At 64.7% G+C, this 14,112-nt stretch carries 14 protein-coding genes; 11 read left to right on the top strand and 3 right to left on the bottom strand.

The genetic code is table 11. The features are described 5' to 3' along the window. Window positions 1-79: 79 nt before the first annotated feature. Window positions 80-490 carry a hypothetical protein gene (locus QF118_RS13185; protein ID WP_282299516.1) on the top strand — a complete coding sequence of 137 codons (411 nt, stop codon included), beginning with the start codon at window positions 80-82 and terminating at the stop codon, window positions 488-490. Here QF118_RS13185 and QF118_RS13180 read toward each other — a convergent pair. Further along, the gene (locus QF118_RS13180) at window positions 474-983 is read right to left on the bottom strand and encodes a GNAT family N-acetyltransferase (RefSeq protein ID WP_282299515.1); all 510 of its coding nucleotides are present in this window, start codon (window positions 981-983) and stop codon (window positions 474-476) included. The genes QF118_RS13185 and QF118_RS13180 overlap by 17 nt on opposite strands. Beyond that, on the bottom strand, window positions 980-1,990 hold the full coding sequence (locus QF118_RS13175; protein ID WP_282299514.1) for a GlxA family transcriptional regulator: 1,011 nt from the start codon (window positions 1,988-1,990) through the stop codon (window positions 980-982). The genes QF118_RS13180 and QF118_RS13175 overlap by 4 nt, the downstream gene beginning before the upstream one ends. A 177-nt stretch (window positions 1,991-2,167) precedes the next feature. Between QF118_RS13175 and QF118_RS13170 the strand changes: the two genes are divergently transcribed. After that, a complete protein-coding gene (locus QF118_RS13170; RefSeq protein WP_282299513.1) occupies window positions 2,168-3,541 on the top strand; it encodes a class II 3-deoxy-7-phosphoheptulonate synthase in 1,374 nt (457 codons plus the stop codon). Between the two features lie 162 nt (window positions 3,542-3,703). On the opposite strand, the gene QF118_RS13165 is transcribed toward QF118_RS13170, so the two are convergent. Continuing rightward, a complete protein-coding gene (locus QF118_RS13165) occupies window positions 3,704-4,456 on the bottom strand; it encodes a PAS domain-containing protein (RefSeq protein ID WP_282299512.1) in 753 nt (250 codons plus the stop codon). Window positions 4,457-4,739: 283 nt separating this feature from the next. Here QF118_RS13165 and QF118_RS13160 point away from each other — a divergent pair, with 283 nt between their 5' ends. From QF118_RS13160 to pstB, 9 genes are all read left to right on the top strand, one after another. Then, complete coding sequence (locus QF118_RS13160; RefSeq protein WP_282299511.1) at window positions 4,740-5,630, top strand: YicC/YloC family endoribonuclease; 891 nt, start codon at window positions 4,740-4,742, stop codon at window positions 5,628-5,630. Window positions 5,631-5,633: 3 nt separating this feature from the next. After that, complete coding sequence (gene gmk / locus QF118_RS13155) at window positions 5,634-6,275, top strand: guanylate kinase (RefSeq protein ID WP_282299510.1); 642 nt, start codon at window positions 5,634-5,636, stop codon at window positions 6,273-6,275. Beyond that, a complete protein-coding gene (locus QF118_RS13150; protein ID WP_282299509.1) occupies window positions 6,272-6,793 on the top strand; it encodes a gamma carbonic anhydrase family protein in 522 nt (173 codons plus the stop codon). Before gmk ends, QF118_RS13150 begins: the two co-directional genes overlap by 4 nt. Before the next feature lie 109 nt (window positions 6,794-6,902). Next, the gene (locus QF118_RS13145) at window positions 6,903-8,078 is read left to right on the top strand and encodes a trans-sulfuration enzyme family protein (protein WP_282299508.1); all 1,176 of its coding nucleotides are present in this window, start codon (window positions 6,903-6,905) and stop codon (window positions 8,076-8,078) included. A gap of 12 nt (window positions 8,079-8,090) precedes the next feature. Then, on the top strand, window positions 8,091-9,125 hold the full coding sequence (locus QF118_RS13140; RefSeq protein ID WP_282299507.1) for a sensor histidine kinase: 1,035 nt from the start codon (window positions 8,091-8,093) through the stop codon (window positions 9,123-9,125). Window positions 9,126-9,350: 225 nt separating this feature from the next. Further along, window positions 9,351-10,385, top strand: a complete 1,035-nt coding sequence (locus QF118_RS13135; RefSeq protein WP_282299506.1) for a substrate-binding domain-containing protein — start codon at window positions 9,351-9,353, stop codon at window positions 10,383-10,385. Window positions 10,386-10,480: 95 nt separating this feature from the next. After that, a complete protein-coding gene (gene pstC / locus QF118_RS13130; protein WP_282299505.1) occupies window positions 10,481-11,938 on the top strand; it encodes a phosphate ABC transporter permease subunit PstC in 1,458 nt (485 codons plus the stop codon). Then, window positions 11,935-13,287, top strand: coding sequence for a phosphate ABC transporter permease PstA (gene pstA, locus QF118_RS13125; RefSeq protein WP_282299504.1), 1,353 nt, complete (start codon window positions 11,935-11,937; stop codon window positions 13,285-13,287). Before pstC ends, pstA begins: the two co-directional genes overlap by 4 nt. A gap of 21 nt (window positions 13,288-13,308) precedes the next feature. Continuing rightward, the gene (pstB, locus tag QF118_RS13120) at window positions 13,309-14,109 is read left to right on the top strand and encodes a phosphate ABC transporter ATP-binding protein PstB (RefSeq protein ID WP_282299503.1); all 801 of its coding nucleotides are present in this window, start codon (window positions 13,309-13,311) and stop codon (window positions 14,107-14,109) included. Window positions 14,110-14,112 lie beyond the last annotated feature (3 nt).

Here is a 14,112-nt window from a genome sequence, read left to right as displayed (position 1 = left end):
CGGTCAGGAAAACGGGACTGGTCAGCGCCCGGGGAAAGCCGCACACTGGGCGCATCACCTTTCAAGCGGAGCCTTTCCCATGCGTTTTCTTCTGCCCCTTTTGTTGATTCTGGCCGGCGCTGTCGGCGCCCAGACCCGTGACAGCGTCTTTGACAGCTATGACGCCTACGAGGCCTATGTCGACGAAAAGATCATGTCGCGCGACTTCATCCCGCTGGTGAAAACGCTGGGCGGTCGGGACGAATACACCGAGGCGCAGCTTTCCCAGGTCAACACGCAGCTGATGGCCGCCTTTCCGGTCGATTTCGAAAACGTCACGCGGTTTCGCCAGACCGACCTTGGCGGCGGCGTCCGGCAAGAGGGGCGGTTGTACTGGAACGGCGAAAGCTATGCCTTCTACTACGCCATCCTGCACGAACGCGGCGATCAGATCGTGGTGCTGAACTTCAACCTAAACTCGTCGATTTCGACCATCATGGCGCAGTTCTGACGCGCGGCAGGGTATAGACGGCGGTGTCACACCACTCGATCCCGCCATAGTCGAAATCCTTTTCGCGCAGCGCGGTTCGGGTAAACCCCAGCCGCGTCAGCAGCCCGATCGACCCGGCATTGCGCGGATCGACCTCGGCGCTCAGCGCATCTAGATCGGCAAACCGGTCGAAACAGCGCGGAATGACCGCCTGCATCGCCTCGCGCGCAAGGCCCATGCCCCAGAAATCGGGATGCAGGATGTAGCCGACCTCGGGTTTGCGCCACATGCCTGCCTTGCCGATGCAGCGGCCCTGGTACTCCAGCATGTATTCTTCGCGCCGATAAGGGTCGGGTGTCATGAACCAATCAAGAAACCTCTGCGTCGGCTCGATCTCGTCATAGGCGGGCCGATCCCAATAGCGCATGGCACTCGGGTTCGAAAAGATCGCGTGCAGATCGTCCAGATCGTCGGGCCGGGCCGGACGCAAGGTCAGGCGCGCGGTGCGGATCACACCGACAGGCGCGCCGCGTGGGCGCCGCGTTCGCGATAGGGCGTGGTGTCGTAATGCGCCCGGTAGCATTTGGAAAAATGCGACGGGCTGGCAAAGCCGCAGGCCAGCGCCACGTTGATCACGCTCATGTCTGTCTGCATCAGCAGGTTGCGCGCCTTTTGCAGGCGCAGTTCCATGTAATAGCGTTTCGGGGATCGGTTCAGATAGCGCCGGAACAGCCGCTCCAGCTGGCGCGTGCTCATCCCCACGTCCCGCGCCAGGATCGCCGGGCTGATCGGTTCCTCGATGTTGGATTCCATCTGCTGGATGACCTGGCTCAGCTTGGGGTGGCGCACCCCGATGCGCGTCGGCACCGACAACCGCTGGGTGTCCTGGTCCGTCCGGATCGAAGAATAGATCTGCTGATCGGCCACCGCGCTGGCCAGTTCCTCGCCGTGGTCATTGGCGATGACCTGCAGGAACAGATCAATCGAAGATGTCCCCCCGGCGGTGGTCAGGCGGCTGCCGTCGATGGTGAACACCGACTTGGTCAGGATCACCTCTTCGAATTCCTCGGCGAAACTGTCCTGATTCTCCCAGTGGATGGTGGCGCGCTTGCCGTCCAGCAACCCCGCCTTGGCCAGCGCATGGGCGGCGGTGCACAGCCCGGCAAAGGCCACGCCCTTGCGCGCCTCGCGGCGCATCCAGCTCAGCAGGCGTTTCGTCGTGGCCTTTTGCACATCGGCGCCGCCGCAGACCACAACCGTGTCGTCGCGGTGCAACTCCTCAAGACCTGCGTCCAGGTTGAACACCGTGCCGGTGGAACAGGCCACGCTGTCGCCATTTTCGCCAACGATCTGCCAGCTATACAGTTTTCGCCCCGACATCCGGTTCGCCAGCCGCAAGCAATCCAGCGCCGCGGCAAAGCTGAGCAGCGTGAAATTTTCCAGCAGGACAAAGACGAACCGGCGCGGTTTGTCCGGAACCTCGTCCAGCTCGACGATCTGGCGCTGTGCGGGTGGCAGCATCTTGCGACGTCCTTCAGTCCTAAAACGACCGCTGGGGTCGCGTATTGGCAATGACTTGGACAGATGCGGCAAGGCGCGTCAAGGGAGCCGTTGAATTTCATGGGTTGGGCTGGCAGGCTGGTTTGGTTATAGACATTGAACGTTAACGCTCACTTTTTGAGAAACCGGAGAAGACCAATGACCGAGTGGCAGAAATCGAACTGGCGCAACAAGCCGCGGGTTCAGATGCCTGATTATACGGATGAGGCCGCGCTGAATGCCGTCGAGGCACAGCTGTCCAAATATCCGCCGCTGGTTTTTGCCGGCGAGGCGCGCAAGCTGAAGAATGCCCTTGGGGCCGCCGGTCGCGGCGAGGCCTTTCTGCTGCAGGGCGGCGATTGCGCCGAAAGCTTTGAACAGTTCAGCGCCAACGGCATTCGCGACACCTTCAAGGTGATGTTGCAGATGGCCATGGTCCTGACCTTCGGCGCCAAGGTGCCGGTGGTCAAGGTCGGCCGCATGGCAGGCCAGTTCGCCAAGCCGCGCAGCGCCCCGACCGAGGTGGTGAACGGGCTGGAACTGCCCAGCTACCGCGGCGACATCATCAACGAGCTGGACTTCACCCCCGAAGCCCGCATTCCGAACCCGAACAAGATGCTGCAGGCCTATACCCAGGCCGCCGCAACGCTGAACCTGCTGCGCGCCTTTTCGACGGGCGGCTATGCCGACGTGCATCAGGTGCACCAGTGGACGCTGGGCTTTACCGACCGCGAGGAATCGGAAAAGTACCGCGACATGGCGAACCGGATTTCCGACGCGCTGGACTTCATGAAGGCCGCCGGCCTGAACAGCGACAACGAACCCAGCCTGCAGACCGTGGATTTCTACACCAGCCACGAATCCCTTCTGCTGGAATACGAAGAGGCGCTGACCCGTCTTGATTCCACCTCGGGCAAATGGCTGGCAGGCTCCGGTCACATGATCTGGATCGGCGACCGCACCCGGCAGCCCGACGGCGCGCATGTGGAATTCGCCCGCGGCGTGCTGAACCCGGTTGGCCTGAAATGCGGCCCCTCCACCACCGCCGAGGATCTCAAGGTGCTGATGCAGCGCCTGAACCCGGCGAACGAGGCGGGCAAGCTGTCGCTGATCGCGCGCTTTGGCGCCGGCAAGGTGGGTGAAAACCTGCCGCGCTTGATCAAGGCCGTGCAGGAAGAGGGCGCCAATGTCACTTGGGTCTGCGATCCGATGCATGGCAACACGATCAAATCGGCCACCGGCTACAAGACGCGCCCCTTCGACAGCGTGTTGCGCGAGGTCCGCGAATTCTTTGCCGTGCACGCGACCGAGGGCACCATCCCCGGCGGCGTGCATTTCGAGATGACCGGCCAGGACGTGACCGAATGCACCGGCGGCGTGCGCGATGTCACCGAAGAGGACCTGAGCGACCGTTACCACACCGCTTGCGATCCGCGCCTGAACGCCTCGCAGTCGCTGGAGCTGGCCTTCCTCGTTGCCGAAGAACTGACCGCGCGCCGTCTGGCCGCGGCCGAACAGGCGGCCAACGGCTAAGGCCCGGTCCGCCCGGCAAACAGATGACCCGCCGTGCATCCCTGCGCGGCGGGTTTTTCCTTGTCCGGCTTGCGGGGCAAAAAAAATCGGGGTCAGGAATTCTTCCTGGCCCCGATCGAATGCAAGGGTCGGCCCTGAAGGGCCCGGTCCCGTCTGAAATCCTCAGTCGTTCGAAACGACCAGCCGCAGGTGTCCGCGTTGCGGTGCAGCCGGGATGGCGCTGCCTTGGAAGGCTTTGCGCGGTTCTTCGAAACCGGCGCTGTCCGCAGGGGTTTTCGCGGCGGGCTTGGGCAAGCCAAGCCGCAGCATGGGGGCCTTTTCGCCCTGTTGCTCGGGCGTCGGCAGAGCCGGTTTGGCAACCGCGGCGGGGTTCAAAGCCGGGCTCACCTCGATATGGGTGATCGAAAAGCGGCGCGGGGTGCGACCGATGCGGCCCTGAGTGACCAAGGCGCCAAGGGCGCGGCTGATATCGCCAAAATCCGAGCGCAGCGGCATGATGATCATGTGGCCTTCGAGGTCGGGCTTGCCGAACCCCCCTTCGGCGCGCAGGTCGATGCGGATCACGGCAGGTTCGGCAAACAGGCTTTCGATGGCCTGGCCGAATTTCTCACGATCGGCGGGGGCAATCAGCGTCGACAGCGGCATTCCGGCGATCTGCATGCCCATCAGGTCCGACAGGTGGGTGCCCGCAACGCGGACCTTGCCCATGGTCGGCGCGATCTTTTCCATCAGAAAGGCGTTTTCCAGCGCGCTTTCCATGCCGCGCGGGTCGACTTGGCTGCGCAGCGGCACCTTGTCCTCGGCGCACAGGCCCAGCCAATAGCTTTCGACCGCCCTGATCGGCGCCAGCCGCCGTGCTTTTTCGCGATCCGTCATCGACACCACGTCCCGACCTTTTCCACCATTCCCCAGCATTGTCGTCGCTCCTAGCGTTTCTTCCGTCCGGCAGGAGCCCCCTTCCGCCTGACACACATTTAATCATTCTTGCTGAGTCCTTACTAGCAGAACCCTGTCCCAATTTCGCCTTATTTGTGACCAAAAGGTTAACCGCGCGCTAGACGGCCGCGCCCGGTGGTGTCGGCGTCGCCTGTGGAAATAGGGCGCGGGGTCAATGCGTTAACGATTATGAACCGGCATCATGCTTGCCATGGCGGTTCCGGGCCGCTAGGCCAATCGTGGCAGAACAAAGGAGGCCGGAATGCGGCAGTCGATGACAGGGTTCGCCTCGCTTCAGGGCGAGGCCGCGGGGTTCAGCTGGACCTGGGAATTGCGCGGCGTCAACGGCAAGGGGCTGGACCTGCGCATGCGGCTGCCCGACTGGATCGACGGGCTTGAACCGCAGGTGCGCGCCCTGGCCGGCAAGGCGCTGGTGCGCGGCAACGTGCAGATCGCGCTGCGTATCACCTCGGTTGCGGGCGAGGGCGCGCTGCGGCTGGACGCGGCGCAGCTGGACGCGGTGCTTGATGCGATGACGCAGATCGAACATCAGGCCATGGCGATCGGGCTGTCGCTGGCGCCGTCGACGGCGTCCGATATCGTCGGGCTGCGCGGCGTGATGACCAGCGAGGCAGGCGATGTGGATCAGGGCGCGCTGCTCAAGGCGCTGATGGCCGATTTCGAACAGGCCCTGGCCGCCTTCGTCGACATGCGCCGCGCCGAAGGCGTCAAGCTGGCCGAGGTCCTGTCGCGCCAATGCGACGAGATCGCGGCCCTGGTCGATGCGGCCGAAACCCAGGCCCGCGCCCGCGAAGGCGCGCAGGCCGACAAGCTGCGCGCCCAGCTGGCGCGGGTGATGGACAACAGCGATGGCATGGACGCCGGGCGCATCGCGCAGGAACTGGCGCTGATCGCGGTCAAGGCCGACGTGACCGAGGAAATCGACCGCCTGCGCGCCCATGTGACCGCGGCGCGCGACCTGCTGGCCGAGGCAGGCTCGGTCGGGCGCAAGCTGGATTTCCTGATGCAGGAATTCAACCGCGAGGCCAATACCCTGTGCTCCAAATCCGGCGATGCGGCCTTGACCCGGACCGGGCTGGCGCTGAAAACGGTGATCGAACAGATGCGCGAACAGGTTCAGAATGTGGAGTAAGTCATGACGCGGCGCCGCGGCCTTTTGATCATCCTTTCCTCGCCTTCGGGCGCGGGCAAATCGACCCTGTCCAAACGCCTGCTGGCCTGGGATCCCTCGCTCAGCTTCTCGGTCTCGGCCACCACCCGCGCGCCGCGCCCGGGCGAGGTGGACGGCCAGGATTACCACTTTCTGACCGATGCGCAGTTCAAGCGGGATGTGAACAACGACGGCATGCTGGAACACGCCCATGTCTTTGGCAACTTTTACGGCAGCCCGCGCGGCCCGGTGCAAGAGGCCATCGACGAAGGGCGCGACGTGCTGTTCGACATCGACTGGCAGGGCGCGCAGCAGATCGTGAACTCGGCGCTGGGGCAGCACACGCTGTCGATCTTCATCCTGCCGCCCTCGATCGCGGAACTGCGCCGGCGGCTGATCAGCCGCGGCCAGGACAGCGACGAGGTGATCGCCAAGCGCATGCAGAAGAGCTGGGACGAGATCAGCCACTGGGGCAGCTATGACTATGTGCTGGTCAATGACGATCTGGACCGGACCTTTGGCGATCTGCAGACCATCGTGACGGCAACCCGCCTGCGGCGGCTGCAACAGCCATCGCTGGTGGCGCATGTGCGCAAACTGCAAAAGGAATTCGAGGAGCTGGCATGACGCTGTATTCTTTGGACGGGATCGAGCCCGTGGCGGCGCCCGATGCCTGGGTGGCGCCGGATGCCAACCTGATCGGCAAGGTGGTGCTGGAGGCCGGCGCAAGCGTCTGGTTCGGCAGCACCCTGCGCGGCGACAACGAGGAAATCCGCGTCGGCGCCGGATCGAACCTGCAGGAAAATGTCGTGTGCCATACCGACATGGGCTTTCCGCTGGTGATCGGGGCAGGCTGCACGATTGGCCACAAGGTCATGCTGCATGGCTGCGTGATCGGCGAGAATACCCTGATCGGAATGGGGGCAACCATCCTGAACGGCGCGAAGATCGGCCGCAATTGCCTGATCGGGGCAGGGGCGCTGATCACCGAAGGCAAGCAGATCCCGGACGGCAGCTTGGTGATGGGCATGCCGGGCAAGGTGGTGCGCCAGCTGGACGAGGCGGCGATCGAGGGGCTGCGCGGATCGGCGCGCCACTACCAGGCCAATGCCGCGCGCTACGCCAAGGGTCTGCGCGCGCTTTGAGCCGGGAGGAAAATTTTTCGGGGAAAATTTTCCAGGTCCGGGGGCGCTGCCCCCGTCGGTGCGCGACTCCCCCGGGATATTTTGGGCAAATGGAAACCATGAGGTTGGAATGAAACGCACTTTGCAACGGCCGGTCGTCCCGGGGGTAGGGGCCTCTCAGCCCGTGGTGACACCGATCATGCCGTCGGTGGTTTATGCGTCGGAGAGCCCCGATGCGCTGGATGCGCAGTACGAGGGGCGGGTCAAGGGCCATACCTATGCGCGCGAGGGCCATCCGAACGCCGATGTGCTGGCGGCGCGGATTGATGCCATGGAAGGGATGGACGGCGGCATTGTCACCGGGTCCGGCATGGCAGCGGTTACGGCGGTCCTGTTGGGGCTGTGCAAGGCGGGTGATCATGTTGTGGGTGGCAACCAGCTTTATGGGCGCTCCATGCGGATGATGGCCGAGGATCTGCCGCGGCTGGGGATTGCCACCACGCTGGCCGATCCCACCGATGTTGCGGCGGTCGAGGCGGCTTTGCGGCCCGAGACGCGGATGGTGTTGATCGAGGTGGTGTCCAACCCGACCTTGCGGGTGGCCGATCTGGACGGGATCGCGGCGCTGTGCCGGGCGCGCGGGGTTTTGCTGGTGGTGGACAACACCTTTACCACGCCGGCCGCCATTCGCCCGGTCGAGCATGGGGCCGATATCGTCCTGCATTCGGTGACCAAGCTGCTGGCGGGGCATTCCGATGTGACGCTGGGCTGGGTGGCGGCGGTCGATCCCGAGATCACCGCCAGGATGCGGGTCTTTGCGGTGACCACCGGGTTGACCGCCAGTCCCTTTGACTGCTGGCTGGCCGAGCGCGGTCTTGCGACCTTTGGTTTGCGCTTTGCCCGCACCCAGGACACCGCGCAGCGGCTGGCGGCGCATCTGGCGGGCCAGCCCGGGGTGCGCCGCGTGCTGTACCCGACCCGCGCCGATCATCCCGATGCGGCCCGCGCGCAGGGGTTGTTGCAGGGGCAGGGCTGCAACATGGTGAGTTTCGAGATCGAAGGCGGGCGCGCGGCGGCCAATGCCTTTGCCAAGGGCGCCAGCGGCATCGCCTTTGCGCCGACCCTGGGCGATGTGGGCACGACGCTGTCGCATCCCGCGTCGTCGTCGCACCGGGCGCTGACGCCCGAGGGGCGCGAAGCGCTAGGCATGTCCGAGGGGTTCTTTCGCGTCTCGGTCGGCCTTGAGGACCCCGAGGCGCTGCTGGCCTGTTTCGATGACGGTCTGCGCGCTGCGGGCCTGGTGTAGGGGATTTAGGGCATGTCGGCCCAGGCCTATCTGGATGCGCTGCCGCTGCCGGTCCTGCTGATCGGCCAGAACGAACGGGTCGCGGCGGCGAATGCGCCGGCGCGGGCGCTTTTGGGGGCGGCGCTGGCGGGGGGGCATTTCATCAATGCCCTGCGCCAGCCCGCCCTTCTGGATGCCATCGAGGCCTGCCTGTCCGACCGGGCCCCGCGCGAGGCCGAGTACCTGACGCGCGATGGCGATCAGGACACCACCTATTTCGCCACGGTGCGCCCTGTCCCGCTTGAGGCGGGCGGCACCGGGGTGCTGGTCTGTTTCCAGGATGTCAGCCACCTGCAGCAGCTGGACCATATGCGACGCGATTTCGTCGCCAATGTCAGCCATGAACTGCGCACGCCGCTGACCGCCATCATGGGGTTCATCGAAACCCTGAAGGGACCGGCGCAGGGGGATGCGCCGGCGCGGCTGCGCTTTCTTGAGATCATGGAGCGCGAGGCGGCGCGCATGAACCGGCTGGTGGGCGATCTGTTGTCGCTCAGCCGGGTCGAGCAGGAACAGCGTGTGCGGCCGACGGGGCGTCTGGACCCGGCCGAGCTGATCTCGGACACGGTGCGCGGGTTGTCGCAGGTGGCCCGCGATGCCGGCGTGACGCTGGAGTGCCAGCTGCCGGACACGCCCTGCAAGATCACCGGTGACGCGGACCAGTTGCGGCAGGTGCTGACCAACCTGATCGAGAACGCGATCAAGTATTCGGGGCAGGGCGCAGCGGTCACCATCCGGCTGAGCCCGCCCGAATACCGCCCCCGCCTGCGCTGCGAAGGCATCCGGATCGACGTGCAGGACAGCGGGCCGGGCATTGATCCGCTGCACCTGCCGCGCCTGACCGAACGCTTTTACCGCGTCGACAGCCACCGGTCGCGCGAAAAGGGCGGCACCGGGCTGGGCCTGGCGATCGTCAAGCACATCGTGTCGCGCCACCGCGGGCGGCTGAGCATCGACAGCGCGCCTGGCCGGGGCAGCTGCTTTTCCGTCGTGCTTCCGGTGGAGTGATGCCCGCGCGGCGGGCCTGCGCTGCCAGCCGCACTCAGAGGCTTGGACCGGGGCACGCGGCTTTGCCGCCCTTCAATCCCCTTACGTTGCGACAGGCCGGGCAAAACGCGGCCTTGTCATGAAACTGTTACACGGCTGTCACAAAAGGATTGCGCAAGATCAATAGCACCCGGTCACAGGGCAGGCATCAAGGGGATGCCCGTCACAAGACTTCAGGAGTTCGACATGAACGTGAAACTCACCGCCTCTGTCCTGGCGATTGCTGCCGCCTCTGCCACTGCCGCCACCGCGCGCGACAACGTGCAGGTTGCCGGATCCTCGACCGTGCTGCCCTATGCCTCGATCGTGGCCGAGGCCTTTGGTGAAAACTTCGACTTCCCGACACCCGTGGTCGAATCCGGTGGCTCCTCGGCGGGGCTCAAGCGGTTCTGCGAAGGCGTCGGCGAAAACACCATCGACATCGCGAACGCATCGCGCGCCATCCGCGAAAAGGAAATCAAGGCCTGCGCCGAAAACGGCGTGACCGAAATCATCGAAGTGCGCATCGGCTATGACGGCATCGTGTTTGCCAGCCAGATCGACGGCCCGGCCTTCACCGCCTTTGAACCGGCCGACATCTACAACGCCCTGGCGCCCAAGGTCCTCAAGGACGGCGCGCTGGTCGACAACCCCCATACCCTGTGGTCCGATTTCAACGCCGATCTTCCGGCGGTCGAAATCGCCGCCTTCATCCCGGGGACCAAGCACGGCACCCGCGAAGTCTTTGAGGAAAAAGTGCTGGCCGCAGGCTGCGAGACCACCGGCGCACACGAGGCGATGATCGCCGCAGGCATGTCCGAAGACGACGCCGAAGCCGCCTGCATCGCGGTGCGCACCGATGGCAAATCGGTCGACATCGACGGCGATTACACCGAAACCCTGGCGCGCATCGACAGCAACGCCAATGGCGTCGGCATCTTTGGCCTGGCCTTCTACGAAAACAACACTGACAAGCTGAAGGTCGCCACCATGGGCGGCGTCGAGCCGACCACGGAAAGCATTTCGACCGGCGAATACCCGGTCTCGCGCCCGCTGTTCTTCTACATCAAGAAGGCGCATATCGGCGTGATCCCGGGCCTCAAGGAATTTGCCGAATTCTTCGTGGCCGATGAAATCGCAGGCCCCGATGGCCCGCTGGCCGAATACGGCCTGGTGTCCGACCCGGAACTGACTGCAACCCAGGAAACGGTTGCGGACGAAAAGACCATGGGCGACATGTAAACCAATCACGGGCCGGGGCGGCGCATGATGCTGCCCCGGCCTTTTTGCAGGCCCCTGTCAGGGCCCGCTGCTGAACCAGAACACCCGGGGGAAAAATGCCGCTTTTCTGGCTTGCCACACTCGTGATCGCGCTTGGCGCCCTCGGCTTTGCCCTTGGGCGCTTTCGGGCGCTTGGATCGGTCCAGGGGGACCGGCGCAAACTGCATTCGCTGCCCAACTATTACGGCTGGAACGTCGCGCTCAAGGTGGTGACACCGGCCTTTGGGCTGCTGGTGGTCTGGCTTCTGGTGCAACCGCTGCTGATCAACGGACAGGTTGCCGGGCTGCTGCCCGACAGCGCCATTGCCGAAGGCGGCAGCCGCGGGCTGGTGATGTCCGACGTGCGCCGCGTCGCGGACGGGCTGGACAGCGCCGTGCGGCAGGGCGCCCTGACCGCCCGCCAAAGTGCCGAGATCGCCGCCGAAGATGTGCGCGACGTGCTGGCGGGTGCCGGCGTGGCGCTGGGGTCCGATGTCACCCCCGAGGTTCTGAACGCCGCTGGCCGCTACCGCGTGCTCAGCGCTGCGGGCAACCTGTGGATGACCATCGCGGTGCTGGGCGCGGCGGCCATCGGGCTGCTTCTGGGGCTGCGCCAGTGTTACGGTGACTACCGCGCGCGCAATGTGGTCGAACAGGGGGTGCGCGGCCTGTTGCTGTTCGCCGCCTCGATCGCCATCCTGACCACGGTCGGGATCGTCTTTTCGCTGATCGGCAATACCATCCGGTTCTTCGACCTTTACCCGGCGCGCGACTTCTTTGGTTCGCTGACCTGGTCGCCGTCCTTTGGCGGTGGCTCCGAGTTGGGCATCTGGCCGCTGCTTTGGGGCACGTTCTATATCTCGGTGATCGCGCTGGCGGTTTCGGTGCCGATCGGCCTGTTTGCCGCGATCTACCTGTCGGAATACGCCGGACCCAGGGTGCGCGCCGTGGCCAAGCCGCTGCTCGAAGTGCTGGCGGGCATTCCGACCATCGTCTACGGCCTGTTTGCGCTGCTGACGGTCGGTCCGCTGCTGCTGGGCATCTTTGGCCGCGACGGGCTGGGCTGGATGCAGGCCGGAACCGCGGTGATGACCGCCGGGCTGGTCATGGGCATCATGCTGATCCCCTTCGTGTCCTCGCTGTCCGATGACATCATCAACGCCGTGCCGCAGTCGCTGCGGGATGGCAGTTATGGCCTGGGCGCAACGCAAAGCGAAACCATCCGCCAGGTGGTGCTGCCCGCCGCCCTGCCGGGCATCGTCGGCGCCGTGCTTCTGGCTGCCAGTCGCGCCATCGGCGAAACCATGATCGTGGTGCTGGGGGCAGGGGCCGCGGCCCGCCTGTCGATGAACCCCTTTGACGCCATGACCACCGTCACCGCCAAGATCGTCAGCCAGCTGACCGGCGACGCCGATTTCGCCAGCCCCGAGGCGCTGGTCGCCTTTGCGCTTGGCATGACGCTGTTCGTCCTGACGCTGGGGCTGAACGTCCTTGCCCTTTATATCGTGCGCAAATACCGGGAGCAGTACGAATGACCGACACCCGCCCCAACGCCGCCGAAACCGCGCCGCGCCCATCGCTGATGTCGGCCGATGCGCGCACCACCCGCCGCAACCGCGCCGAGCGCCGCTTTCGCGCCTATGGCATTGCCGCCATCGCCACCGGCATCTTTTTCCTGGTCGTGCTGCTGACGGCGATCCTGTCGAACGGGCTGGGCGCCTTTCAGCAGACCTTCATCACCGCCGAGGTCTACCTGGACCCGGCCAAGCTGGACAAGAAGGGCAACGGCGATCTCGAGGACATCAAGAAGGTTTCGACCTTTGGCTATGACCCGCTGGTGCAAAAGGCGATCTTTGCCAAGGTGCAAAAGCTGGGCATCGACACGCCGCTGGCCAAGGACAAGGACATGAAGGCGCTGATCTCGGCCTCGGCCGCGGCGCAGGTGCGCGATGTGGTCATCGCCAACCCCGCGCTGATCGGCCAGACCGTCGAATTCCGCATTCTCGCCTCGTCCCGCGTCGATGGTTACATCAAGGGCCGGGTGACCCGCGACAGCGTCGCCCGCGACAAGAACATCGACGCCGAACACCTTGATCTTGTGGATGCCTTGCGCGCCGCCGGGGTGGTCAAACGGGCCTTCAACACCGATTTCATCACCGGCGCCGACGCCTCGGAATCGCGCCCCGAACAGGCCGGGCTTGGCGTGTCCATGCTGGGATCGCTGTTCATGATGCTGGTGGTGCTGGTGCTGTCGCTGCCCATCGGCGTCGCGGCCAGCATCTACCTCGAGGAATTCGCCCCCCAGAACCGTCTGACCGACCTGATCGAGGTGAACATCTCGAACCTTGCCGCCGTGCCTTCGATCGTCTTTGGCATCCTTGGTCTTGCGGTGTTCATCCAGTTCGCGCACCTGCCGCAATCGGCGCCGCTGGTCGGCGGGCTGGTGCTGACGCTGATGACCTTGCCGACGATCATCATCTCGACCCGCGCCTCGCTCAAATCGGTGCCGCCCAGCATCCGCGACGCGGCGCTTGGCATCGGCGCCTCAAAGATGCAGGCGACCTTTCACCATGTCCTGCCGCTGGCCATGCCCGGTATCCTGACCGGCACCATCATCGGGCTGGCACAGGCGCTTGGGGAAACCGCGCCGCTGCTGCTGATCGGCATGGTCGGCTATATCGCCACCAACTATCCCGGCGGCATCGCCAGCGGCTTTCTTGACCCGAACTCGGCCATGCCCGCGCAGATCTACGAATGGGCGAAACGCGCCGACCCGGCCTATTACGAACGCGCCTGGGGCGGCATCATCATCCTTCTGGTGTTCCTTCTGACCATGAACATCATCGCCATCCTGCTGCGCCGCCGCTTTGAACGCCGCTGGTAAGCCGGCAAAGGGATCCCTACCATGTACGACGCACCGCATAAATCGGAGAGAACCGTGGCCACGAATGACATCAAGATCGGCGCACGCGGCGTTCAGGTCTATTACGGCGACAACCAGGCCATCAAGGACGTGGATGTCGATATCGAAGACAAGACCGTGACTGCCTTCATCGGCCCCTCGGGCTGTGGCAAATCCACCTTCCTGCGGTGCCTGAACCGGATGAACGACACCATCGACATCTGCCGTGTCGAAGGCCGCATCGAACTGGACGGCGAAGACATCTATGACAAACGCGTCGACCCGGTGCAGCTGCGCGCCAAGGTCGGCATGGTGTTCCAGAAACCCAACCCCTTTCCAAAGTCGATCTATGACAACATCGCCTATGGCCCGCGCATCCACGGCCTGGCCCGCAACAAGGCCGAGCTGGACGAGATCGTCGAAAAGGCCCTGCGCCGCGGCGCCATCTGGAACGAGGTCAAGGACCGCCTGCAAGCCCCCGGCACCGGCCTTTCGGGTGGCCAGCAACAGCGCCTGTGCATCGCCCGTGCCATCGCCACCGAACCCGAGGTTCTGCTGATGGACGAGCCTTGCAGCGCGCTTGACCCCATTGCCACCGCCCAGGTCGAGGAACTGATCGACGAGCTGCGCCAGAACTACTCGGTGGTGATCGTCACCCACTCGATGCAGCAGGCCGCCCGCGTCAGCCAGCGCACTGCCTTCTTCCACCTCGGCAACCTGGTGGAATTCGGCGACACCGCACAGATCTTCACCAACCCCAGCGACCCCAGGACTGAATCCTACATCACCGGACGGATTGGATAAGCC

It is taken from the genome of Tropicibacter oceani (assembly GCF_029958925.1).
Lineage (GTDB): Bacteria > Pseudomonadota > Alphaproteobacteria > Rhodobacterales > Rhodobacteraceae > Pacificoceanicola > Pacificoceanicola oceani.
The sequence above is the reverse complement of the archived record's forward strand: the minus strand, read 5'-3'. Positions and strand labels throughout refer to the sequence as shown.